Raw genomic sequence first — 21,584 nt, forward strand, 5'->3', positions numbered from 1 at the left:
ATAAGAATGGACTATTTTCAATTGCTTAATGAGTTGAAAATGATGGATGATCGGGAAGCCCAGGCAATGGCACGCTATTATGGAATCGATCTTTCCGTCAAAGAAATAAGAGGGCTCCGACCCCTGCTCGACGAGATTTCGTTCCATTGGATGTTCACAGGAGTACCTGAACGGTTTATCGAAAAAGTTGAGAAGGTGATCGGAAAGGAAAAAACACGAAGGTTGTTGGAGAAATACTTGGATGCTACAAAATAAGGAGCCTTCCCCAGTAAAACAGAAAAAGCCCCGGCTTACGATAAGCCAGGGGCTTTGCATTATACGTTCACTAGACCATGCACTTCCGGATTGAATTGTTTCGCTTTCAACATTTCAATTTCTTGTTTGTAAGGTGCCGTTTTCTTTTTCGGATCGGATCCGATAAACGGCGTTTCCAGGATTTTCGGAACCGACTGAAACTCCGGATGATGGACGATATATGCTAACGGTTCAAACCCGATATGGCCAAATCCGATATTTTCATGACGGTCTTTCATTGCACCTTTGACATTTTTGCTGTCATTGACATGGATGACGGAAATGCGATCTTTCCCGATGATTGAATCGAATTCTTGCAGGACGCCATCAAAGTCATGGACGATATCGTATCCTGCATCATGGACGTGGCATGTGTCAAAACAGACGGACAGCCGTTCATTATGCGTCACCCCATCGATAATCTTCGCGATTTCATCGAAGTTCCGGCCACACTCGGAACCTTTTCCAGCCATCGTTTCCAATGCAATTTTGACATCGTACGGTTGGGAGAGGACTTCATTCAGCCCTTCGATGATTTTCTGGATACCCTTCTCTTCGCCAGCTCCGACATGCGCCCCTGGATGAAGAACGATTTGCCTTGCACCGAGAGCGGCCGTCCTTTCAATCTCCTTCTGAAGGAAGTCTACGCCCAATGCGAAGACTTCTGGTTTGATCGTGTTTGCAATATTAATGATATAAGGGGCATGTACAACTATGTCTGAAAGTCCGTGCTCTTTCATATGAAGGGATCCTGCTTCGATATTAAGGTCCTCGATAGCTTTCCTCCTGGTGTTTTGTGGTGCTCCCGTATAAATCATGAAAGTGCTCGCCCCGTAGCTCATTGCTTCTTCACTTGAACCGAGCAGCATCTTGCTGCCACTCATCGAGACATGTGAGCCAAGAAGTAGCGGTTTATCGTTTGCCATGTTTTCTTGCCAGTCTCCTTTCCCTCTTTTTAATTTGCTCCATTTGTTGAGTCATTTTCTTTTTATAGCCAGGCTTGACTTTTGCCGGTTTCTTCACAAGAGCGGCCGCTTTCCGGTCCAATTCATCCTCTTGCTTCACTCTCTTTTTTCGGGCGTGGCGTTCCTTGACCTCAGTCCACTCTCCGTTCTTCACATCTTCATGGATGAACGGGATACCCAGTTTTTCAATACGGACGATTTTATCATCTTCCGATGGTTCATACAGCGTGATCGCTGTCCCTTCATTTCCGGCACGAGCCGTCCGTCCTACACGGTGGATGAAGAACTCCAGATCATCTGGCAATTCGAAATTGATGACATGGCTGACGCCCGGGATATCGATGCCGCGGGCTGCCAGATCGGTCGCTACAATATACTGGAACTCCAGATCACGGACCTGCTTCATCATGCGAGTACGTTCACGAGGCGTCAAATCGCCATGGATTCTGCCAGCTTTGACCCCATGTTCAGCAAGGAAGTCGGCCAGTTCATCGGCATTTTGACGAGTATTTGTAAATATGATTGCCAGATAAGGATTAATGGCTTCCATTACTTCCAGCAGTTTCTTCCGCTTTCCGAGACTGCGGACGGGAACCAGGGAATAATGCATCCCTTCCGTCAACGGCTTGCGTTCCCCAATTTTCACATGGACCGGTGATTCCATATATTTCATTAAAAATGGTTTCAGTTTTTCAGGGATGGTTGCCGAGAAGACGTACATTTCCAGATCGGCCTGCATACGGGATGCAAATTGGTCGATATCTTCAATGAATCCCATATCAAAAGCAAGGTCCGCTTCGTCTATGACTAATATGGAAGCGGTGTGGACAGCCAAAGCACCATTTTCGGCCATATCTCGGATTCGACCCGGAGTGCCGACGATGATATGTGGATTCGTTTTCAACTTCCCTATGGATCGTTGCTTATCCGTCCCGCCGATCAATAAGGACGCCCGGACCTCTGTCCCTTCCGTCATTCTTTGCAGTTCATTGAATAATTGCGAAGCCAACTCCCGGGTCGGCGCTGAAATGACTGCTTGAACTTCATCCGAACTGGCGTCTGTCCGTTGCAATACCGGGATAAGAAAACTGTGTGACTTCCCTGTTCCGGTATGCGCTTGTCCGATGGCGCTCGATCCTTTTAAAATCAACGGGATCATTTCTTTTTGGATCGGGGTCGGTTGTTCAAAACCGAGCCTCGCAATCGCATCCCGGAGGAATGGTTTAAATTGATAATCTGTAAACTTGGACATGTTTTGCCTCCTAACGTACACCTATTGTAGCACGAATTCCGTGCCATCGTATGCGATTTACGCATAGTATACTATGCGCAATTAATTTCTACTATAAGAAAGGGGTTTATCATGAGATATCAATCCTTCTATCCGTTTGCCCGCCAGCAAGCAGCACCATTTCACATGAGACAGCAGGGCTTCGGGATACCTCCACAAATGGGCAGGCCACAATTGCCAAGACAGCAATTTCCGGGCGGCCCTTCTCCCATGGGCGGGCATTTTGGTGCTCCACCTGTCGGAGGCGGGATGCAGAACAACTCCAAGATGGAGGCTTATATGCAAACGGCGAACCGCTTCTTGAATACTGCCCAACAGTTTGCCCCGCTTGTTCAACAATTTGCACCGATGTTTCAAAATTTGCCGGCAATGTGGAAATTATACAAAGGCTTTCAATCCTTGCCTTCCGCAGATGGTGCAGCTGCCAATACAGCTAGCCGCTCAGCGGCGGCTAATGCCGCTTCAACAGCTTCGAATACGGCATCTGGCAATTCCGTGCCCCGTATTTTTCAACCGCCGTTTTGAACATAAAAGCAAATTAACCTGGCGCATGTCTAAACCAAAGCGAAAGGTCCCCGACTCCGCGCATTTTTTTGCGCTAAGACAGGGACCTTTCCAATTGATTATTCGCTTAACTCCGCGTTCCATTCATCTTTGATTTCAAGACCGATCTGAGACGCATTGTCCGCATTGACAACGAATTTTAAGTTTTTCGGGAATTGGGCAGGCAATTCAGCCGGCGTCGCTTCCCCTTTCAGGATTTTAACCGCCATTTCTCCTGTTTCATAACCGATGTCGAAATAATTGAATCCGAAAGCAGCCAGTCCGCCGCGTTTGACAGAATCCAATTCTCCAACCATCATCGGTAATTTATGTTCCATTGCTACGGAAATGACGGATTCCAAAGCAGATACAACCGTATTATCTTTAATGATATAAAGCGAATCGACTTTTCCGATCAACGATTCAGTCGCCTGCTTCACATCCGCAGACGTTGCAATTGTCGCTTCTACGATGTTCAAATCAAGTTCCTTCGCAACTGCTCTCACTTTGTCGATTTGGGCACGGGCATTTTGCTCACCGGAGTTAAAGACAACCCCCACGTTCTTCGCATTTAATTCCTCTTTCAGGAAAGTAAGCGTGTTTGGGATGACATCTGGATGAAGGTCGATCGTACCTGTCAAGTTCCCACCCGGACTTTCAATCGAATCGATCAATTCTGCTCCAATCGGATCCGTCACCGATGTAAAGAGGATAGGGATCTCCTTGGTAACAGCTGCTACCGCTTGGGCACTTGGTGTCGAATTTGCGAAGATCAAATCGACATCGGAACTTCCTAAATTTGTAGCGATCGTCGTATTGGCACTTTGGTCATTTTGCGCATTTTGGATGTCATACTCAACGTCCAGCCCTGCATCTTCCAATGCTTTTTGGAAGCCTTCAAATGCCGCATTCAAAGAAGGGTGTTCGACAATTTGAGTGGATCCGATCTTATAGGTTTTGTTTTCGGCTTCTCCCCCGGAAGCGCTTGGCGTTTCAGCTTCTTCTTTTTCTGCCGGTTCTTTTGGTGTCTCGTTCTTATCCCCGCCTCCACAAGCTGCGAGGAGGAAGACCGCACCGAAAATGGTGAGCAATACGAAGAGCAATCTGTTTTTCATCTCAATTCCCCCTATGATGAAACATCTTTTTCGGCTATTAGCCAACTATAATGCTACAGTAACCAAGCCCTTTCGTCAATAAAACTTAAAATATTCTGAAAGGATTTTTGTAAAGAAAAAACTGTAGACAAAACCGAAAAAAATTCTCGGTTTTGTCTATAGTCATGGATAGATTCTTGCTTATTATTTCGGTACCATATGGATTGCTTGTCCAATTAGTCCTTCCACCGCTTCTAAAATGGATTCATTGACACTCGGATGTGCGTAATTCGGGAAAGTGAAATCCTCGGCACGTGCGACCATTTCTAAGCCGGTTGCCATCATGCCGGATAATTCGATCGCACCTGCACCGATCATATGTACTCCAAGTATCAAATCTGTCCCTTCTTCCGCAATGACTTTCACGAAACCATCTTTTCTTCCCAAAATGGAAGCATAGCCATTGCTCGCAAGTGGAAACTGGCTCGTCTTGATCTTGTATCCAAAATCCTGAGCCTCCGTTTCTGACAATCCGGCCGAAGCAACAGGAGGCAATGTATGGGCGATTGTCGGCAACAATGTCAAGTCGACTTCGCTAGTTCCGCCTGCCGCAATTTCCGCTACCGCTTTTCCTTGCTTGATGGCCTTGACAGCAAGGGCTGGCCCTGGCGTCAAATCCCCGATAGCATATACACTCGGAATATTGGTTTTCATTTCTGAATCAATCTTCACTCGGCCATCCGGAGTCATTTCCACCCCGAGTCGGTCTATGCCTAGCCCCGCCACGTCTACCGAGAGAGTTCCAGTCGTATAAAAGTGACTCCCCTCCACCGACGTTTCCTCTCCCTTTTTATCTATAAAAGTGACAGTAACGCCGTTTGTGGTGGATGCGGTGCGGACATTCCGGCAATCCGCCTGAAGCTTGATTTTTCTCTTTTTGAAAATGCGGCGGAGCTCCTTGGATACCGCCGCATCAAAAGGAAAGTCCTCATTCTCTTCGAGCAAGACTGTCACAGAGGAGCCAAACGCCTGAAATGTCGTTGCCATTTCGAGAGCAATGACGTCCCCCCCCTTGACGATTAACTGTTCCGGAACTTCCGTCAGCGAAAAGATATCATAGGAAATGAAAATCCGGTCATTTCCAGAAATGCCTTCCGGAGCGACGGGTTTTCCTCCTGCCGCGATAATCGCTTTTTCAAATCGAAATGTCTGGAAATCGTGGCCGGCTTCCACGCCAATTCGATCTTGGGAAAGAAATGTCGCTTCCCCATTGATCACTTCGATTTTATTCGCTTTACAGAGAGCCGCTACACCTTTTTTCAACTGGTCGGTAATCCTGTTCTTATAGTCGATTAATTTATCCAAATTGATGGCTGGTTTTGCCGCATCAATGCCCAAATCCTGCAAATGCGGAAATGAATCCAATTCACCTGCGGCATGCGTATACACTTTGGATGGAATACAGCCTTTGTTTAAGCAAACTCCACCCAATTCTTCTTTTTCGATCAACGTCACTTGCAACCCAAGTTGGGCGGCCCGGATAGCTGCCGTATAGCCTCCGGGTCCGCCGCCAATGATAATTAGTTCCTTTTCTTGGATCAATTCACCAACTACCATCTACACCAACTCCAACCATAACTTCTTTGGATTCTCAATCAATTCCGCAAAGCGGTTCGTGAATGCCACAGCTGTCGCTCCATCTGCCACGCGATGGTCGAACGACATAGAGATATTCATCATCGACCTGATGACAATCTCGTCATTTTCCGTTACAACCGCACACTTCTTAGTTTTATGGAATGCGATGATCGCCGTTTCCGGATGATTGATAATCGGAGTGGCCGCAATACTTCCGAGCGGTCCAACATTGCTGATCGTGATTGTGCCGCCGCGCATTTCGTTGCCGGACAGTGTTCCTTGTTGTGCTTTTTCATTCAACTCTTTCATTTCACGGTGAATTTGAAGCAGAGACTTCTGGTGTGCATTTTTTAATACAGGAACGATCAGACCGAGTGTCGTGTCTACAGCAAGCCCGATATTATAATCTTTTTCAAGGAGGATGACTTCGTTCTCTTCATCCAATTTTGCGTTAAAGACAGGGAAGTCTTTCAGCGCAACGACGAGCGCTTTAATGAAAAACGCAACTGCTGAGATCGAGATGTTATCCTCTTTCAATTCTTGGCGAAGCGCCAATAAATTGGTCATGTCGATTTCCTCAAAATGCGTCACATGCGGAATCGTCGTGAGTGAGTGTGACATTTTCTTCGCAATGGCTTTGCGAATACCTTTGAACGGGATGACATCAGCAGGCACTTGCGGAGTCTCCGCCGCTTCACCTGCAGCGGAAGTTGCGATAGGCTGTTCGTCCATTGGCAATGCCTGTGCCAGTTCCGGCTCGACAGCTGCAGTTTGACCGCCTTCCATGAAGCGGTAGACATCTTCGACTGTCACGCGTCCTGCAGGCCCCGTTCCGGTTACCTGTTCGATGTCGACGTCATTCTCTCTTGCGATTTTCCTTGTGTAAGGAGCAGCCAGGATGCGAAGAGGACCTTTTGGTCTGGTCGTTGTCGCGACCGGAGCCTCTTCCGTCTTCTCCTCAACCGTCACCGCAGCTTCGGCTCCAGGCGCCTCGGTCTCGGTTTGCGCAGGTGCATTGACAGCGCCTTCCGCTTCGATTACTAACAATGTCGTTCCGACATGGACTGTTGTCCCTGTATTGATAAGCAGTTCCTTCACTATTCCAGTAGCAGGCGAAGGCAATTCTGCCACCATTTTATCTGTCTGCACTTCCACAAGTGCTTGGTCTACTACAACGGAATCGCCGGGCTTCACAAAATAGTGAAGAACCTCGGCTTCCGTCATCCCTTCTCCAATATCATGCAGCTTTACTTCTACCAATGGAGAGCCTCCCCTCTAGAATGTATAAACTTTTTCAATCGCATCTTGGACCCGCTTCGGAGTCGGCAAAAAGTGATCTTCCAGCGCGAAGAATGGAACCGGCACGTCAAAACCAGTCACTTTTTCAATCGGTGCTTTCAAATATAAAAATGAAGTCTTATTGACAAGGGAAAGAATGTCATTACCCACTCCGCTCGTTTCATGGGCTTCGTGGACAACAACAACCCGACCGGTTTTCTGAACTGATTCGGCAATGATATCTTTATCCAATGGGAACAATGTGCGCATATCAATGACATCACAATGAATCCCTTTCGCTTTAGCCTTTTCGGCAGCTTCTTTAGCGACCGGAACCATGGCGCCCCATGCGATAACAGTGACATCATCGCCTTCCGCCACCTTTTTCCCTTTCCCGATTTCAATTTCGTAGACGCCTTCCGGAACATCCTCACGGAACGCTCGATATAGTCTCATCGGCTCCATGAATAACACCGGATCAGGATCCTTGATTGCTGCAATCAGCAAGCCTTTGGCATCATGCGGTGTAGAAGGACAAACTACTTTAATACCCGGCATATGGGTGAAAAACGCTTCAGCACTGTCTGAGTGAATTTCCGGGGCCCGCACTCCTGCGCCATACGGGGCACGGATTACCATCGGAACGGTATAGTTCCCCATTGTCCGCATCCGAACTCGAGTGACGTGTGTTGCCACTTGTTCAAATGCTGGATAAATGAAGCCAAGAAATTGGATTTCTGCAACAGGAATCATACCGTTGACGGCAAGACCTACAGAAGAACCGATGATACCAGCCTCACTTAGAGGAGTATCGACTACCCGATCCTCACCAAATTGCGCCTGGAGGCCTTCCGTCGCCCGGAATACCCCACCGTTTTTTCCAATATCTTCACCGAGCAGCATCACTCTTTCATCTTCGGCAAGCATTGTGCCAAGGGCATCTGTCACTGCTTGAACGAGCGTCAATGAACGTGTCGTCTGCTTTTTCTCTTCTGTGCTCTCTCTTTCTACGACTTTATTCATCAATTACCACCCCTTAACGATTCAAGATAGTTTTCTTTTTGCTCCTTGATCGGCCAAGGCATCTCTTCGAATACATGATCAAACAAGTCATCCACGTTTGGCGCTGGGAAACTCTCCATCTGGACTACCGCTTCCTCAATTTCCGCCTCAATTTTCTTGCTAGTGACCTCTACCCACTCTGCGTCCCAATAGCCATACTCTTTCATAAAACGCTCCAAGCGTAAGAGTGGATCAACTTTATCCCGTTGAGCATCCACCTCATTCTGATCCCGGTATTTTGTTGGATCGTCGGCAGTCGTATGTGCTCCGAACCGTTGAGTAACCGCTTCAATCAACGTCGGACCTTCGCCGTTCCGCGCTCTCTCAAATGCTTTCCTCGTCTCAAAGTAGACAGCGAAAATGTCATTCCCGTCAATCCGGACACCCGGCATGCCATACGCCACGCTTTTTTGTGCAATTGTTTTCGAATTCATCTGTTTTTCGATTGGCACAGAGATGGCAAAGCCGTTGTTTTGATTGAAAAAGACGACCGGTAATTTGAATACGCTTGCAAAGTTCATGCCCTCGTGGAAATCACCTTCAGAAGTTGCCCCATCGCCAAAATAAGCGATGGATGCGTTTGTTGTTCCTCTTCGTTTTTCAGCCCAAGCAGCGCCCGCGGCATGCGGAAGCTGTGTAGCAATTGGTACAGCAGGCGGGAAAATATTACGGTCCGGATGGATATTTCCTTCCACTCGCCCGTTCCAGTACAGAAATACACGAGGCATGTCGGCTCCGAATGTCAAAAGGGCACCATGATCTCGGTATGTCGGAAACACCCAGTCGTCTTGTTTCAAAGACAATGCGCTCCCTACTTGGGCCGCTTCCTGCCCTTCAAATAATGCGTATGTTCCAAGTCTGCCTTGACGTTGTAAGTTTTTCGCCTTGCGGTCAAATGTCCGAATGCGTAGCATGTGGTAATAAAATGTTTGAACCAATTCGGATGAAATCTCGTTTTTGATCGACTCATCCGAGAATTTTCCCTCTTCATCTACAAATTGTTTGATTGGATAAAGATCCTCCATGAATGATTCACCTCATTTAATTTAATTCAGCGGAATCCCCCAACTTCCATAAGTGGTGGGATAAATGTAAAGAACTATTCAAATCAGAAGGAGTCCAAACTCCCGCTGATTTAAATTAAGCCTCCGGCGGATGTCACGGATTTTGATAGGAGTTAATTGCGCAGACGCAATTCAAAATCCGGACGCAATTACGCCGAAGCGTAATTGATTTATTGATGTTTAAAATTCCATTTCGGCCTTTTCGCCTGTGAAAAGAAGCTGTTCCGATTTTTCGCATCCGCAATCCGTTTTTCACACATCCGGTCCGCTGCAGTCGCTGTTGTGATCTGGTCTTGCTCAGCTTGTGTAAACACTTCCAATAGAGAATTATAGATGTTTTGAGTTTTAGCGAGTACACGCGCAGGATTTGCACCATACAATTCATCTGCGACTTGGATTAATCCACCACCGTTGACGATGTAATCCGGCGCATATAAAATCCCTTTCTCTCGCAACACTTCGCTATGACGGCTTTCCGCCAATTGGTTATTCGCTGAGCCTGCAATACCCTGTACTTTGAACGTAGCGATCGTATCGTCATTAATGACGCCACCGAAAGCACATGGAATGAAGATGTCTGCATCTTGACTGTAAATGTCATCGCTTGCCACCACTTTCACAGAGCTTCCACCAATTTTCCGGATTTCATCTAAAGCGTTTTCATTAATATCCGTTACAATGACGTTGCCGCCCTCTGCTAAGATATGCTCCGCCACTTTAAATCCTACTTTTCCAAGACCTTGGATCGTAAATGTCTTACCTTCCAGCTTATCGTTGCCAAACAACGCTTGGCTTGTCGCTTTTACACCATAGACAACGCCTAGCGCGGTAGGGATCGAAGAGTCTCCGCCACCTCCGAACTCGACTGGTTTACCTGCAATATAATCCGTTTCCTTCATCGCCTGCACAAAATCATCCAGAGTTGTACCCATGTCGGTTCCTGTATAAAAACGACCATTTAAGGAATCGATAAATTGACCGAATGCCCGGAACTTTTCAGGCGTTTTGTCTTTTAGCGGATCACCGATAATAACCGATTTCCCCCCACCAAAGTCAACGTCGGCTGCCGCACATTTATAAGTCATCCCCTTAGATAGGCGGAGTACGTCTTTTAACGCATCATCCATGCTTTTATACGGCGCCATACGGCATCCGCCCAAAGCAGGGCCCATCGTTGTATCATGAATTGCGATAATTGCTTGCAGGCCGGTTGCCTTGTCGTTGCAGAACAAAACTTGTTCATGCTCCACCATTTTGTCGAGAACGCTTGCATTCTCACTTTTCAAAGATTGTTCTAATGTCACCATTCCATTTTCCTCCTTCATGGGTTACTTCCAATTTCCTATAAGATTCATAGTATTTTATTCGACAAGGAACTGCCGTATGAAGCGGCAGTCCATTTACTTGATGAACTCCAGAAAGCCCAGTACATCCAAGAACACGATAATAATTGCAATTGGCGCGAGATAGCGGATTAACAAGAACCAGACAGAGAATAGCTTGACACTGATATTAGAACCTGCCTTTAGCTCATTAAACAGCTTTTCTTTCGGTATTTTCAATGGAACAAAGATGGCGATTAACAATGCACCCAATGGCATCAGGATGTTACTGACCAGAAAATCGAACGCATCGAAAATCGACTTCCCGAAGACGGTAATATCTGCAAGCACCCCAAATGATAATGCTGATGGAATCCCTACGATGAAAATTGCCAATCCGACAAGCCATGCGAATTTTTTACGTTTCGCCTCATTCCCTTTTGCTAAGGCAGCAACGATAATTTCCAACATCGAGAACGCTGAAGTCAGAGCGGCAAATAAAAACAGAACGAGAAACGCCAAGAAAAACAGGACGCCAAAAGGCAACTGACTAAAGATGGTCGGCAATACGTTGAATAATAACGTAGGTCCAGCATCCGGTTCTAAGCCGAAAGCGAACACAGCCGGGAAAATGACCAATCCGGCCAATACGGCAACAAGCAAGTTCAACAAGACGATTGAAACAGCGGACTGTGGCAAACTTTCCTTTTTCGACAGATAGGAGCTATATGTCACCATTACGGAAACCCCAATGCTGAGAGCAAAGAATGACTGTCCCATTGCAAAGAGGATCGTCTCAGAACTGACGTTTGCAAATTCCGGTTTCAGGAAGAACAAGACACCTTCCATCGCGCCATCTAAAGTAAAAGATCGGATGGCCAAGATGATGAACAGGATGAACAAAGCGGGCATCATATATTTACTAGCCTTTTCAATCCCACTCGTTACTCCTTTGGCAATGACAATAGTCGTCATAAACATAAATACCAATTGTGCTCCCACACTGATGACCGGATCTGAAACGATTCCGCCAAATAAATTGTTGTAATCGGATTGGGTCAGGCCACTTAAACTTCCAGTCGCAGCTTTGACAATATAGATGAGAACCCAGCCGCCCACTACACTATAAAACGATAGAAGGATAAAGCAAGTCGTGATTCCCAACCGACCGATCAAATGCCACGATGATCCCGGTGCAATTTCTTTATACGAATCGATCGCATCTTTTTGGGTGCTGCGCCCGATTATAAACTCCCCCATCAACAGCGGTAACCCGAGCAGCAGTGTAAATAGTAAAAATATCAACAAAAATATTCCGCCGCCACTTGTACCGGCAACATACGGGAACTTCCATATTGCCCCCAATCCGATAGCGGAACCAGCCGCTGCCAAAATAAACCCTAACTTCGATGTCCATTGATCAGTTGTGTTCATTCATTCATTCTCCATTTCCCAATTGCTACAGGAGTAATCCAAAAATTTTTACTCGAAACACTATTGCAATCGCTTTCATTTTTTAGTTAATAAAACAATACTTTTGAGTGTGAAAATTAATAACAACCCCATAATCTTGAACTATAATTTTCACGGCCCTTTCTAAATAATAATAAAAAACATGATTTTTCCCCTTTGACTTCATGATAGAATAGTATAGAATAAATTTGAATAACAAAAAACACATGTTTTCTTCCTATTTGCATTATTTTGAATAGGATTCATGCTTTGTACCTTCATTTTGAAAGAGGTGTTGTATATGGATGAGTTGGACCTAAAACTCCTTACTTTATTGCAAATGAACAGCCGTGTTACCGTCAGCGAGCTTTCCAAACAATTGGTTCTCAGCAGGCCAAGTGTTTCCGAACGGCTACAACGTTTACAAGAAAGAGGCATCATTGAAGACTTTACGGCAAGAGTCTCCTTGCCGGCAGTCGGCTTGGAAATCCTTTTGTTCATCCAAGTAAGTGAACTAAAAAGGACGCCACATGAGTTTGAACAAATGATAAAAGAGGAACTAGCCGTTATTGAATGCCATCGAGTCACTGGAACGACGAATTACATTTTGAAGGCGGCAGTGAACAACATGGCAAGCATGAGTTTGTTGATCGATCGGTTGATTCCGTATGGGTCCTTGACAACTTCCATTGTCTTATCCTCCCCTGTTCCTTATCGGCTCATTCAACCGGAGTCGCGGAATACGCCAGAAGAAACCGTGAAATCGTGAAAATGCGGTCCACGTTAACCAGGTCGGGAACTTTTGAATATCCTTTAGGACTCGGGTATAATGATAAGCAGGTCCTATTAGAGGAGTGAATTAAGTGAAAGTGTTAAAGATTTCCCCAAGAGGGTATTGTTACGGAGTAGTGGATGCGATGGTGATCGCAAGAAATGCGGCGCTAGATAAAACGCTGCCTAGACCCATCTATATTTTGGGAATGATTGTTCATAACAAACACGTTACAGATGCTTTCGAACAAGATGGCATCATTACATTAGACGGGAAGAACCGGTTGGACATCCTGGAAAAAGTTGAATCGGGAACGGTGATTTTCACAGCACATGGAGTGTCTCCGGAAGTGCGGGAATTAGCTAAACGGAAAGGCCTTGTTTCCATTGATGCAACATGCCCCGACGTGACCAGTACCCATGATTTAATCGAAGAAAAGACCGCGGAAGGTTATGACATCATTTATATCGGAAAGAGATACCATCCGGAGCCGGAAGGGGCGATCGGAGTTGCCCCGCACGCTGTCCATCTGATTGAAACGCTTGAAGATGTAGAACAATTAAGCATTGAAAATGACAAATTGCTCGTCACAAATCAAACGACAATGAGTCAATGGGATGTCGCCCACATCATGGATGCGTTACAAGAGAAATACCCGCATATTGAAGTGCATAAGGAAATTTGTCTGGCAACCCAAGTGCGCCAGGAAGCCGTAGCCGAACAAGCCGGCGAAGCGGATCTTCTGATTGTCGTCGGAGACCCGAAGAGCAACAACTCAAACCGATTGACGCAAGTGTCCGTGGAAATCGCCAACACCCCTTCCTACCGGATTTCGGACGTTTCCGAAATTGATATCAACTGGTTGGAAGGTGTCGAAACAGTTGCTGTCACAGCAGGAGCCTCAACGCCGACATTGATTGTCCGAGAAGTCATCGCTTTTCTGGAAGCATTTGATCCGGAAGATCCAGCAACCCATGTACCGGAGCGCAAGTTCCAATTGGAAAGAATCTTACCGAAGATTAAAAACCCAGCACCCGTCAAACGAATTGAACCATACGCAACATCATAAAGTGATAACCGGCCCTCCTCCACAGGAGGCCGGTTTTTCTTCTTTATAAAAAGTGTTTCACATAAACTGAAAGGGCTCTGTGTTGATTTGGGACTGAAGAAATTCAACAGCATATCCTGCTTTATTACAAGCATCCTGCATATATTCCGCGACACCTTGAATCATGACCTTTTCAACGTTATGGCCAGGATCCACGACCGCCAAGTCCATCGCTTCGGCATCATGCGCCACATGGTAATATAAGTCACCGGTCACCAAGACGTCGGCCCCTTTTCGTTTAGCAGCAGAGATGTATTTATTGCCATCTCCACCTAGCACCGCAACCTTCTCAATTTTTTTATCTGCCTTCCCGACAAAACGGACCATCGGCACATGGAATACAGTCTTTACATGCTGGGTAAACTCCTCAAGGCTCATCGGCTGCTGCACTTTGCCCACGCGCCCGAGACCGTACTCATTGGTCCGCTGATCCAGCACAAAGAAGTCATAAGCCGGCTCTTCATACGGATGGGCAGCCAGCATCGCCTTCAACACTTTCGCGCGGTATGGCCCAGGCATGACGACCTCAATCCGTTGCTCTTCCACCTCTTCGCCTTTCCCAACTTCACCGATAAAGGGATCCGCCCCTTCCGACGGTGTAAATCGTCCGATTCCTGTCGAAGTGAAACTGCAACCGACATAATCACCGATCGCACCGGCACCGGCTTTCGCAAGTGCCGCCCGTAATGTATCCGCATGACTATCCGGACAGAATACAGCCAGTTTATAGAGCGGGTCGGAGATAGTCGCCTCCATTACTTCCGTGTCGACCAAGCCCAATTTTTCGGCTAACATATCATTGACACCACCGGGAGCAATATCCAAATTCGTATGAGCTGCATAGACGGAAATGTCATGTTTGATACATTTTTCAATCATGCGTCCTTGCGGAGTGTCTGTCCAAATCGTTTTGACCGGCCTAAAAAGAGGCGGATGGTGTGCGATGATCAGATTGGCTTCCTTTTGGATTGCTTCTTCCACCACTTGTTCATTCACATCCAAGGTGACCAACACTTTTTTTACCGAGCGATTCAACTGTCCTATATGGAGTCCCACCGGATCGCCGTCCATCGCGAACCGTTTAGGTGACCATTTTTCAAATAACGAGATAATCTCATGTCCATTCACATTCTTCATTTCGACAACACCTTTCCGACAAGTTCAATTTGTCTCATCAATTGAGCTTTTTTGGATTGGATCATCACTGTCTCTTCCGCAACTTCCAAAGATTGAAGAACCCGTTCCCATTCCTGAACTTCCCGTGTCCATTTCTCCATAAAGACATCTGTTTTCCTATCGAGCAGAAAGGGACCGACCAACAGTTCCAATTCATCATAGGCAGCGTGTCCCCTTTCCAACACGAGGACTTCATAAATTTTTCCGTCTTCTTTCAATATTGCTTCGTCTACAATGAACCAACCGTTTGAAACAGCCCATTCCCGAATTACTTTTGCATTGATGTTCGGTTGCGTGATGATCCGGCTAACAGAGGCTAACTTTCCTTTACCGTTTTCCAGTATGGAAACGATCAAAGGGCCGCCCATGCCTGCAATGGTGATCACATCCACTCCATCTTCTTCATGGACAGCATCCAATCCATTGGCCATCCGGACGGTGATCGACTCAGCCAACCCTTCCCGTTGGACGTTGCGGACTGCTGATTCATAGGGCCCTTTCACGACTTCTCCCGCTATCGCCCGACTTACTTTATTCGATTTAACTAAATAGCAGGGCAAGTATGCATGGTCGCTGCCAATATCGGCAACTACTGTACCGGTTGGCACAAAAGAGGCGACGGAAGCCAGCCTATCCGATAAATGTTCAGTATTCAATAAACCTCCACCTTTCACAGTCCTGATTGTACGTTAGCCATAGAGAAAAAACAAAAGAGAAGGACCAAATTCCGGGATGAATGAAGTTTTATCGACAATTGGTATGCCCTTCTTTCTGACAATAGAAAAAACCGCCAGGAAGCAGAATGTTTCTGCAAACTGACAGCTTTTTCATTGTTCATTATTGAAGTGATAAAAGATAGTCTGCCATTGCTTCAGCATCTGCACCTGGCACTGTATTTGGAGGCATTGCGCCTTTCCCGTTATGAAGGACTTCTACGATCTCTTCTTTAGATAGGTCCAAACCGACTAGGGAAGGTGCAGCACCGCCCATACCACCTGTCAAGTCACCGCCGTGACAGCCGATACATTTCTGTTGAGCGACAGCTTCCGCATCAAAGTCCTCCGTGCTTGCCACTTCTTCCGTTCCTTCGCCTTCTTCGCCCTGTTTCGCAATTTCCTCTTTTTGGTCAAGTCCATAAAGTGACATGAAGAAAATAAGACCGAGCCCAAGCGCAAAAATCAGAAAATAAGGGACTACTGGATTTTTACTCATCGAATTACCCTCCTTTAACAGGATCTATTTCTGTACTGGATACAGTTCACAATTATTATTGTACTGTATCCGACAGAAAACTGAAAGAGTTATCGATCATCTTTTCTCCCTTTGTGACAAATTCGACAAAACTTTTAATGGAATTTCAAGGTATAAATATTTCCTGCTTCTTATCATCCACGGATCATGCCAAAAATCACAAAACAGGCTGGTCAGGAGTTTATAGAGCCACCTGTCCAGCCTGTTGTTCTACCTACCTAGGTTTCATTATCCAATCAATCTGGAAATGACCATGCGTTGAACTTCTGAAGTTCCTTCCCCGATTTCCAATAACTTTGCATCGCGCATGAAGCGTTCAACTTCATACTCTCTCATATAGCCATATCCGCCATGAATCTGGATGGCTTGGTCGGCGACTTCCATCGCAATTTCAGAAGCGTACAATTTACACATCGCCGCTTCTTTGGAGAATGGACGGCCTTGGTCCTTCAACCAAGAAGCTTTATATACCATATTCCGTGCCAATTCGATCTTTAATGCCATATCGGCTAATTTGAATTGTGTCACTTGGAATTCGGATAGCGCTTTGCCGAATTGCTTCCGCTCGTTGGCATAGCTTTTTGCTTTTTCGAACGCGGCTTGAGCGATTCCGACAGCCATTGCCCCAATTCCGATTCGTCCGCCGTCCAGCGTCACGAGGAATTGTTGGAATCCTTTCCCACGTCCACCTAGTAAGTTTTCTTGCGGTACTCTAACATTTTCAAGGAAGAGTTCTGTTGTATTGGAAGCATTTAAGCCCATTTTTTCGTAGTTATCCAACACGGTGAATCCTTCAGCGTCGGTGGGAACGATTATGGCGCTGATTTCTTTTTTATCTCCATTCATGCCTGTAATGGCGGTAAGAGCCAAATGTTTGGCATGGCTGGCATTTGTGATGAATGCTTTCGAGCCATTGATGATGAAATCCTTCCCATCTTCTTTGGCGGTCGTCTGCGTCCCCCCCGCATCCGAACCGGCATTCGGCTCAGTCAATCCAAATGCTCCGAATGACTCTCCCGTGCAAATTGGTGTCAAATACTTTTCTTTCTGCTCATGAGTCCCAAACAGATTTAACGGAGCCCCACCTAAGGAAATATGTGCTGAATACGTGATTCCTGTAGAAGCACAGGCCCGGCTCAGTTCCTCCGTGACAATGGCAAAACTGATGGTGTCCGCTCCTGCTCCCCCATATTCTTCAGGAAACGGCAATCCCATGATCCCCATATCAGCCAACTGTTTAAAGATTTCCAAAGGAAATTCTTTCGTACGGTCCCGCTCAATAGCTCCCGGTGCAACGACCTCATCCGCAAACTCACGGATGGTGTTCTTAATCATTTGTTGTTCCTGTGATAAATCAAAATTCACTTTCTTCATCCCCTTTGTTTGAACATTGTAACGCTTACATTTTGATTATACATAATTTGTTACAACTTTCACAGAGAAATTTGAAAGTTTGTGAGATTTTAATAGGATATTAGAAGAAATCCTATTATTAACAGTAATCCAACGCTACCGGAGATTGTGAAATACAAGAGTTTCAGCAGTTTTCCCGCATACAGCCAGAGTACGCAATTTAACATGAGCAAACCGATCAATAACATCGTTTCCCCTTCAAAGAAAAGCAGCCATAGTTTCAATGAAATCATCAACAGAAGGAAAGATGACAGTATGTATAAAAATGGTGCCAATTTGTTCGAACTGCGAAAAGTGGACAATAAAAAGAGGAGAGTAAGGCCAGCTGCTATTGACAACGTAACAATCGGGTAATGGGCAAAAATAAATATACCGCCGCCCGCCAGTAGAGCCAATAGTGCATAAAAGATGATTTTCCGATTCAAACTCCTTTTCTCTCTCTTTAATACAGCATCCGGGACCTTTTCCTCCTGGACCTCTTCCCCTTGGGCATATAACGTAATTAAAAAATCACAATAATGCTCGGGCAATAATTTATTTTGCTTCCAGTACTTAATTTCCGAGATAATGATTCTTTTCCGTTGCACATTCATGACGATCCCCCTTTATTAAACAAATCAATTACGCCTCGGCGTAATTGCGAATCGAACAGCGAAGGGTTCGATTTGCCGTATTTCTGCGCTCTTTGCAGAAATTAAGGCACTTTTAGAACGCTGCGTTTTTAATCTGCGTTCCCCTCTTCAGCGGGCGTTCGGATATCCGCTGAACGAGGAAATGAAACTACATTCACTAGCACCTGTAGAGTGGGGAGTCTTCGCTGAATAAAGATAAAAGGCATCGGCATAACCCAATGCCGATGCCCTTCAATCTCATTCCAAGAAATCTTTCAATCGTTTGCTTCGGGAAGGATGTCTAAGCTTACGGAGAGCTTTAGCTTCAATTTGGCGAATACGCTCCCGCGTAACGCCGAACACTTTGCCCACTTCCTCCAGCGTCCGAGTTCTTCCGTCATCTAATCCAAAACGGAGGCGCAGTACATTTTCCTCCCGGTCGGTCAACGTATCGAGCACGTCTTCCAGTTGCTCTTTCAGCAACTCGTACGCTGCATGGTCTGAAGGCGACTGCGCTTCGGAATCCTCAATGAAGTCACCTAAATGGGAGTCGTCTTCCTCTCCGATCGGCGTTTCAAGGGAAACCGGCTCTTGGGCAATTTTCAGGATTTCACGAACTTTTTCTGCTGTGAGATCCATTTCTTCCCCGATTTCCTCCGGAGTCGGTTCGCGTCCGAGGTCTTGCAATAATTGACGTTGGACACGGATTAATTTATTGATGGTTTCCACCATATGGACCGGAATCCGGATGGTCCGCGCTTGGTCCGCGATTGCCCGTGTAATCGCCTGGCGAATCCACCATGTCGCATACGTACTGAATTTAAAGCCTTTTGTATGGTCAAACTTCTCCACCGCTTTAATGAGACCCATATTCCCTTCCTGGATCAGATCAAGGAAGAGCATACCGCGGCCGACGTAGCGTTTCGCAATACTGACGACAAGGCGTAAGTTGGCTTCAGCAAGACGCTTTTTCGCCTCTTCATCCCCCTCTTTGATCCGAATGGCCAGTTCCACTTCTTCCGCGCCTGTCAAAAGATTGACACGGCCGATCTCTTTCAAATACATGCGGACAGGATCGTTAATCTTAACGCCTGGCGGGACACTCAGGTCATTTAGATCGAATTGGGTATCTTCCGCGGTAGCTTTCCCGTCTTCCTCCGTGGAATCCACATCTTCCTTACCGTCCAACTCGATTCCTTGTGCCTCAATTTGGTCCAGGAATTCTTCGAACTGTTCCGGTTCCATATCGAAGGCGGATAATTTCTCTGTCACCTCATCAAGTGTCAGCTCACCGGATTTTTTTCCGTTTTCTATTAATTGGGCTTTCACTTCTTCGATTGTCATTTCATTCTCCATTTCACCGGATTGTTCTTTATTGTTCATAATGACCCGTCCTCCTTAGTCCACCGGAATTCGGCTATAATGCCGATAATGATTTCCGGAGCTGAATGATTTCCCTGGCCAGTTCCAATGCCCGGGTATGATCTTTTAATTTTTCAGCTGTCTTTGATTCGTTTAATTTATCTTGAATCGAGAGCCTGATACGTTGTTGAACCAAGTGCTGTATACAGTCCTCGACCTCTTCTTCTTTATGGTCCGGATCGCGTTCCACCATCGCTGCATCCAAGACGATCTTCCGTAAATCACGGTCTTCCAAAGACTCCGCGAAGCGATGATAATCCGGGGCTCCAAATTGTTCATAAAACCCGGCCAATCGGATAAAAACTGCTTGGTATACATCTTTTATGAACAACTCCGGAAATTCATCACGAATGCGATCGAACAAGGCTCCATCATTCATAAGGTGGCATAACAGCAGTCGCTCCGCCCGGTCCGTGGCCGTCTTGCTTTTCCCATTTGCCGGACTCTCCTGCTTTTCAATATCCTGGTTCATCTTTTTTGAAAGGCTCGCTTGCTTTCCGTTCAATTTCAGGAACTGCTGTCCAAGCGCCTCCATTGAAACGCCTGTTTCCACAGAAAGCTGCCTCATATAGAGGTCCCGTTCTACAGGAGATTGCCGATTGACAAGTTCACTCAATACTTCATGGATATATTGGAGCATGTCATTTTCAAAGGTGAGATTTTTTGACCTCTTTGCAAAGGCCATGATAAAAGACATATACGAATTCGGATTTCCAATGACCTTTTCAATGAATGCTTGCCCTCCATGCTGTGAAATATAATCATCCGGATCAAAATTTGATGGAAGCAATGCGATCTCAACATTCATCCCTTTGGCCAGCAAGCTGTCGGCGAACCTTTTTGCCGCAGTCCAGCCTGCGTCATCCCCGTCACAACAGATGAGGACGTCTTTGGCAATCCTCTTCAATTTGACAATGTGGGAATCGGATAATGCGGTTCCCATGACCGCCACGCTGTTGGACACACCGATCCGGTCTGCGGAAAGGGTATCCATGAATCCTTCAAATACTATTACTTTACCCGTTTTCCGAACGTTAAGACGTGCGTTGTGAAAATTATACAATAATCGGCTTTTTTCAAAGATGGGAGTTTCGGGGCTATTGAGGTATTTTGCAACTTGTTTATCCTTCGAAAGTGTCCTTCCCGAAAATGCGACAACATTCCCATTATCGTCACGAAGTGGGAACATGATACGTCCTCTGAACCTGTCAAAATAGCCTGTCCCATCATCTTTCATAATACACAATCCGGCACGTTCCATTTCTTTCATGTCAAAGCTTTTACGTTTTAACAGTTCGGATAACGCTTCTCGATTATCCAATGCCCATCCAATACCGTATTTTTCAATATACTCTCTAGAAAAACCTCTTTTTTCAAGATATTGAAGCGCAGCTTCCCCTTCCACTGTATTCAGTAGTAAATGACTGTAGAAGGAAGTGGCCAACGTATGGGCTTCCATCATCCGCCGATGCTCATCCGACTGCTTGGAAGCATAGCTCCCTTCAGATGTAGCGGGACCTATATCGATCTCCACTCCGGTTCGATCCGCCAATTTGACTACGGCTTCAGTAAACGGGCTATTTTCAATATCCATTATAAATGTAATGGCGTTCCCGCTTGCTCCACACCCAAAACAATGGAAAAGCTGTTTCTCTTCAGAAACGGAAAATGACGGAGTGCTCTCTCCGTGAAACGGGCAAAGGCCGAACCAGTTTTTCCCTCTCTTGGTCAATTGAACATATTCACCAATCAAGTCCACAATATCCGTCTTTGTTCGTATCGTTTCAATCATTTCTTCTGGGATTCTAGTCATGCTATCATCCTTTTC

At 46.0% G+C, this 21,584-nt stretch carries 20 protein-coding genes; 4 read left to right on the forward strand and 16 right to left on the reverse strand.

Translation table 11 applies throughout. The annotated features are described in order from the left end of the window. Positions 1-6: 6 nt before the first annotated feature. Positions 7-255, forward strand: a complete 249-nt coding sequence (locus tag AB1K83_RS06350) for a hypothetical protein (protein ID WP_413057314.1) — start codon at positions 7-9, stop codon at positions 253-255. A gap of 59 nt (positions 256-314) precedes the next feature. Here the strand turns inward: AB1K83_RS06350 and AB1K83_RS06355 are convergent, their stop codons facing one another. Next, on the reverse strand, positions 315-1,220 hold the full coding sequence (locus AB1K83_RS06355) for a deoxyribonuclease IV (RefSeq protein ID WP_413057315.1): 906 nt from the start codon (positions 1,218-1,220) through the stop codon (positions 315-317). Further along, a complete protein-coding gene (locus AB1K83_RS06360) occupies positions 1,207-2,511 on the reverse strand; it encodes a DEAD/DEAH box helicase (protein WP_413057316.1) in 1,305 nt (434 codons plus the stop codon). Before AB1K83_RS06360 ends, AB1K83_RS06355 begins: the two co-directional genes overlap by 14 nt. Positions 2,512-2,622: 111 nt before the next feature. Here AB1K83_RS06360 and vrrA point away from each other — a divergent pair, with 111 nt between their 5' ends. After that, a complete protein-coding gene (gene vrrA / locus AB1K83_RS06365) occupies positions 2,623-3,075 on the forward strand; it encodes a VrrA/YqfQ family protein (protein ID WP_413057317.1) in 453 nt (150 codons plus the stop codon). Positions 3,076-3,173: 98 nt separating this feature from the next. Here the strand turns inward: vrrA and AB1K83_RS06370 are convergent, their stop codons facing one another. From AB1K83_RS06370 to AB1K83_RS06400, 7 genes are all read right to left on the reverse strand, one after another. Further along, the gene (locus AB1K83_RS06370) at positions 3,174-4,208 is read right to left on the reverse strand and encodes an ABC transporter substrate binding protein (RefSeq protein WP_413057318.1); all 1,035 of its coding nucleotides are present in this window, start codon (positions 4,206-4,208) and stop codon (positions 3,174-3,176) included. A 183-nt stretch (positions 4,209-4,391) separates the two neighbouring features. Beyond that, complete coding sequence (locus AB1K83_RS06375) at positions 4,392-5,804, reverse strand: dihydrolipoyl dehydrogenase family protein (RefSeq protein WP_413057319.1); 1,413 nt, start codon at positions 5,802-5,804, stop codon at positions 4,392-4,394. Further along, on the reverse strand, positions 5,805-7,085 hold the full coding sequence (locus AB1K83_RS06380) for a dihydrolipoamide acetyltransferase family protein (protein WP_413057320.1): 1,281 nt from the start codon (positions 7,083-7,085) through the stop codon (positions 5,805-5,807). A 15-nt stretch (positions 7,086-7,100) separates the two neighbouring features. Beyond that, positions 7,101-8,126: an alpha-ketoacid dehydrogenase subunit beta gene (locus AB1K83_RS06385; protein WP_413057321.1), complete on the reverse strand. Its 1,026-nt coding sequence runs from the start codon at positions 8,124-8,126 to the stop codon at positions 7,101-7,103. Beyond that, positions 8,126-9,190, reverse strand: a complete 1,065-nt coding sequence (gene pdhA, locus AB1K83_RS06390; protein WP_413057322.1) for a pyruvate dehydrogenase (acetyl-transferring) E1 component subunit alpha — start codon at positions 9,188-9,190, stop codon at positions 8,126-8,128. The genes AB1K83_RS06385 and pdhA overlap by 1 nt, the downstream gene beginning before the upstream one ends. 209 nt (positions 9,191-9,399) lie before the next feature. Beyond that, positions 9,400-10,536 carry a Glu/Leu/Phe/Val dehydrogenase dimerization domain-containing protein gene (locus tag AB1K83_RS06395; protein WP_413057323.1) on the reverse strand — a complete coding sequence of 379 codons (1,137 nt, stop codon included), beginning with the start codon at positions 10,534-10,536 and terminating at the stop codon, positions 9,400-9,402. 93 nt (positions 10,537-10,629) lie between these two features. After that, complete coding sequence (locus AB1K83_RS06400) at positions 10,630-11,985, reverse strand: sodium-dependent transporter (RefSeq protein ID WP_413057324.1); 1,356 nt, start codon at positions 11,983-11,985, stop codon at positions 10,630-10,632. Between the two features lie 319 nt (positions 11,986-12,304). Between AB1K83_RS06400 and AB1K83_RS06405 the strand changes: the two genes are divergently transcribed. Both AB1K83_RS06405 and AB1K83_RS06410 read left to right on the forward strand, forming a co-directional pair. Further along, complete coding sequence (locus AB1K83_RS06405; RefSeq protein WP_413057325.1) at positions 12,305-12,772, forward strand: Lrp/AsnC family transcriptional regulator; 468 nt, start codon at positions 12,305-12,307, stop codon at positions 12,770-12,772. Between the two features lie 94 nt (positions 12,773-12,866). After that, positions 12,867-13,844 (forward strand): 4-hydroxy-3-methylbut-2-enyl diphosphate reductase, encoded by a 978-nt coding sequence (locus AB1K83_RS06410; RefSeq protein ID WP_413057326.1) that lies wholly within the window; start codon positions 12,867-12,869, stop codon positions 13,842-13,844. A 57-nt stretch (positions 13,845-13,901) separates the two neighbouring features. Here AB1K83_RS06410 and AB1K83_RS06415 read toward each other — a convergent pair whose 3' ends face one another. The 7 genes from AB1K83_RS06415 to dnaG form a co-directional block, all read right to left on the reverse strand. Beyond that, complete coding sequence (locus tag AB1K83_RS06415) at positions 13,902-15,020, reverse strand: Nif3-like dinuclear metal center hexameric protein (RefSeq protein WP_413057327.1); 1,119 nt, start codon at positions 15,018-15,020, stop codon at positions 13,902-13,904. Next, positions 15,017-15,715, reverse strand: coding sequence for a tRNA (adenine(22)-N(1))-methyltransferase (locus tag AB1K83_RS06420; protein ID WP_413057328.1), 699 nt, complete (start codon positions 15,713-15,715; stop codon positions 15,017-15,019). Before AB1K83_RS06420 ends, AB1K83_RS06415 begins: the two co-directional genes overlap by 4 nt. A gap of 181 nt (positions 15,716-15,896) precedes the next feature. Further along, positions 15,897-16,271 carry a cytochrome c550 gene (gene cccA / locus AB1K83_RS06425; RefSeq protein WP_413057329.1) on the reverse strand — a complete coding sequence of 125 codons (375 nt, stop codon included), beginning with the start codon at positions 16,269-16,271 and terminating at the stop codon, positions 15,897-15,899. 267 nt (positions 16,272-16,538) lie between these two features. Further along, the gene (locus AB1K83_RS06430) at positions 16,539-17,675 is read right to left on the reverse strand and encodes an acyl-CoA dehydrogenase family protein (RefSeq protein ID WP_413057330.1); all 1,137 of its coding nucleotides are present in this window, start codon (positions 17,673-17,675) and stop codon (positions 16,539-16,541) included. A gap of 98 nt (positions 17,676-17,773) precedes the next feature. Beyond that, positions 17,774-18,316, reverse strand: coding sequence for a hypothetical protein (locus tag AB1K83_RS06435; RefSeq protein ID WP_413057331.1), 543 nt, complete (start codon positions 18,314-18,316; stop codon positions 17,774-17,776). A gap of 276 nt (positions 18,317-18,592) precedes the next feature. After that, positions 18,593-19,717, reverse strand: coding sequence for an RNA polymerase sigma factor RpoD (gene rpoD, locus AB1K83_RS06440; protein WP_413057332.1), 1,125 nt, complete (start codon positions 19,715-19,717; stop codon positions 18,593-18,595). A gap of 34 nt (positions 19,718-19,751) precedes the next feature. Then, on the reverse strand, positions 19,752-21,569 hold the full coding sequence (gene dnaG / locus AB1K83_RS06445) for a DNA primase (protein ID WP_413057333.1): 1,818 nt from the start codon (positions 21,567-21,569) through the stop codon (positions 19,752-19,754). Between the last annotated feature and the right edge of the window lie 15 nt (positions 21,570-21,584).

It is taken from the genome of Sporosarcina sp. 179-K 3D1 HS, from assembly GCF_047228905.1.
Lineage (GTDB): Bacteria > Bacillota > Bacilli > Bacillales_A > Planococcaceae > Sporosarcina.

Bases quoted from the DNA above. Each gene is read 5' to 3' on its own strand.
- AB1K83_RS06400 (WP_413057324.1), bottom strand. From the start codon at position 11,985: ATGAACACAACTGATCAATGGACATCGAAGTTAGGGTTTATTTTGGCA.
- vrrA (WP_413057317.1), top strand. From the start codon at position 2,623: ATGAGATATCAATCCTTCTATCCGTTTGCCCGCCAGCAAGCAGCACCA.
- AB1K83_RS06370 (WP_413057318.1), bottom strand. From the start codon at position 4,208: ATGAAAAACAGATTGCTCTTCGTATTGCTCACCATTTTCGGTGCGGTC.
- AB1K83_RS06415 (WP_413057327.1), bottom strand. From the start codon at position 15,020: ATGAAGAATGTGAATGGACATGAGATTATCTCGTTATTTGAAAAATGG.
- AB1K83_RS06375 (WP_413057319.1), bottom strand. From the start codon at position 5,804: ATGGTAGTTGGTGAATTGATCCAAGAAAAGGAACTAATTATCATTGGC.
- AB1K83_RS06435 (WP_413057331.1), bottom strand. From the start codon at position 18,316: ATGAATGTGCAACGGAAAAGAATCATTATCTCGGAAATTAAGTACTGG.
- rpoD (WP_413057332.1), bottom strand. From the start codon at position 19,717: ATGAACAATAAAGAACAATCCGGTGAAATGGAGAATGAAATGACAATC.
- AB1K83_RS06360 (WP_413057316.1), bottom strand. From the start codon at position 2,511: ATGTCCAAGTTTACAGATTATCAATTTAAACCATTCCTCCGGGATGCG.
- AB1K83_RS06355 (WP_413057315.1), bottom strand. From the start codon at position 1,220: ATGGCAAACGATAAACCGCTACTTCTTGGCTCACATGTCTCGATGAGT.
- pdhA (WP_413057322.1), bottom strand. From the start codon at position 9,190: ATGGAGGATCTTTATCCAATCAAACAATTTGTAGATGAAGAGGGAAAA.
- AB1K83_RS06395 (WP_413057323.1), bottom strand. From the start codon at position 10,536: ATGGTGACATTAGAACAATCTTTGAAAAGTGAGAATGCAAGCGTTCTC.
- AB1K83_RS06350 (WP_413057314.1), top strand. From the start codon at position 7: ATGGACTATTTTCAATTGCTTAATGAGTTGAAAATGATGGATGATCGG.
- cccA (WP_413057329.1), bottom strand. From the start codon at position 16,271: ATGAGTAAAAATCCAGTAGTCCCTTATTTTCTGATTTTTGCGCTTGGG.
- AB1K83_RS06405 (WP_413057325.1), top strand. From the start codon at position 12,305: ATGGATGAGTTGGACCTAAAACTCCTTACTTTATTGCAAATGAACAGC.
- dnaG (WP_413057333.1), bottom strand. From the start codon at position 21,569: ATGACTAGAATCCCAGAAGAAATGATTGAAACGATACGAACAAAGACG.
- AB1K83_RS06385 (WP_413057321.1), bottom strand. From the start codon at position 8,126: ATGAATAAAGTCGTAGAAAGAGAGAGCACAGAAGAGAAAAAGCAGACG.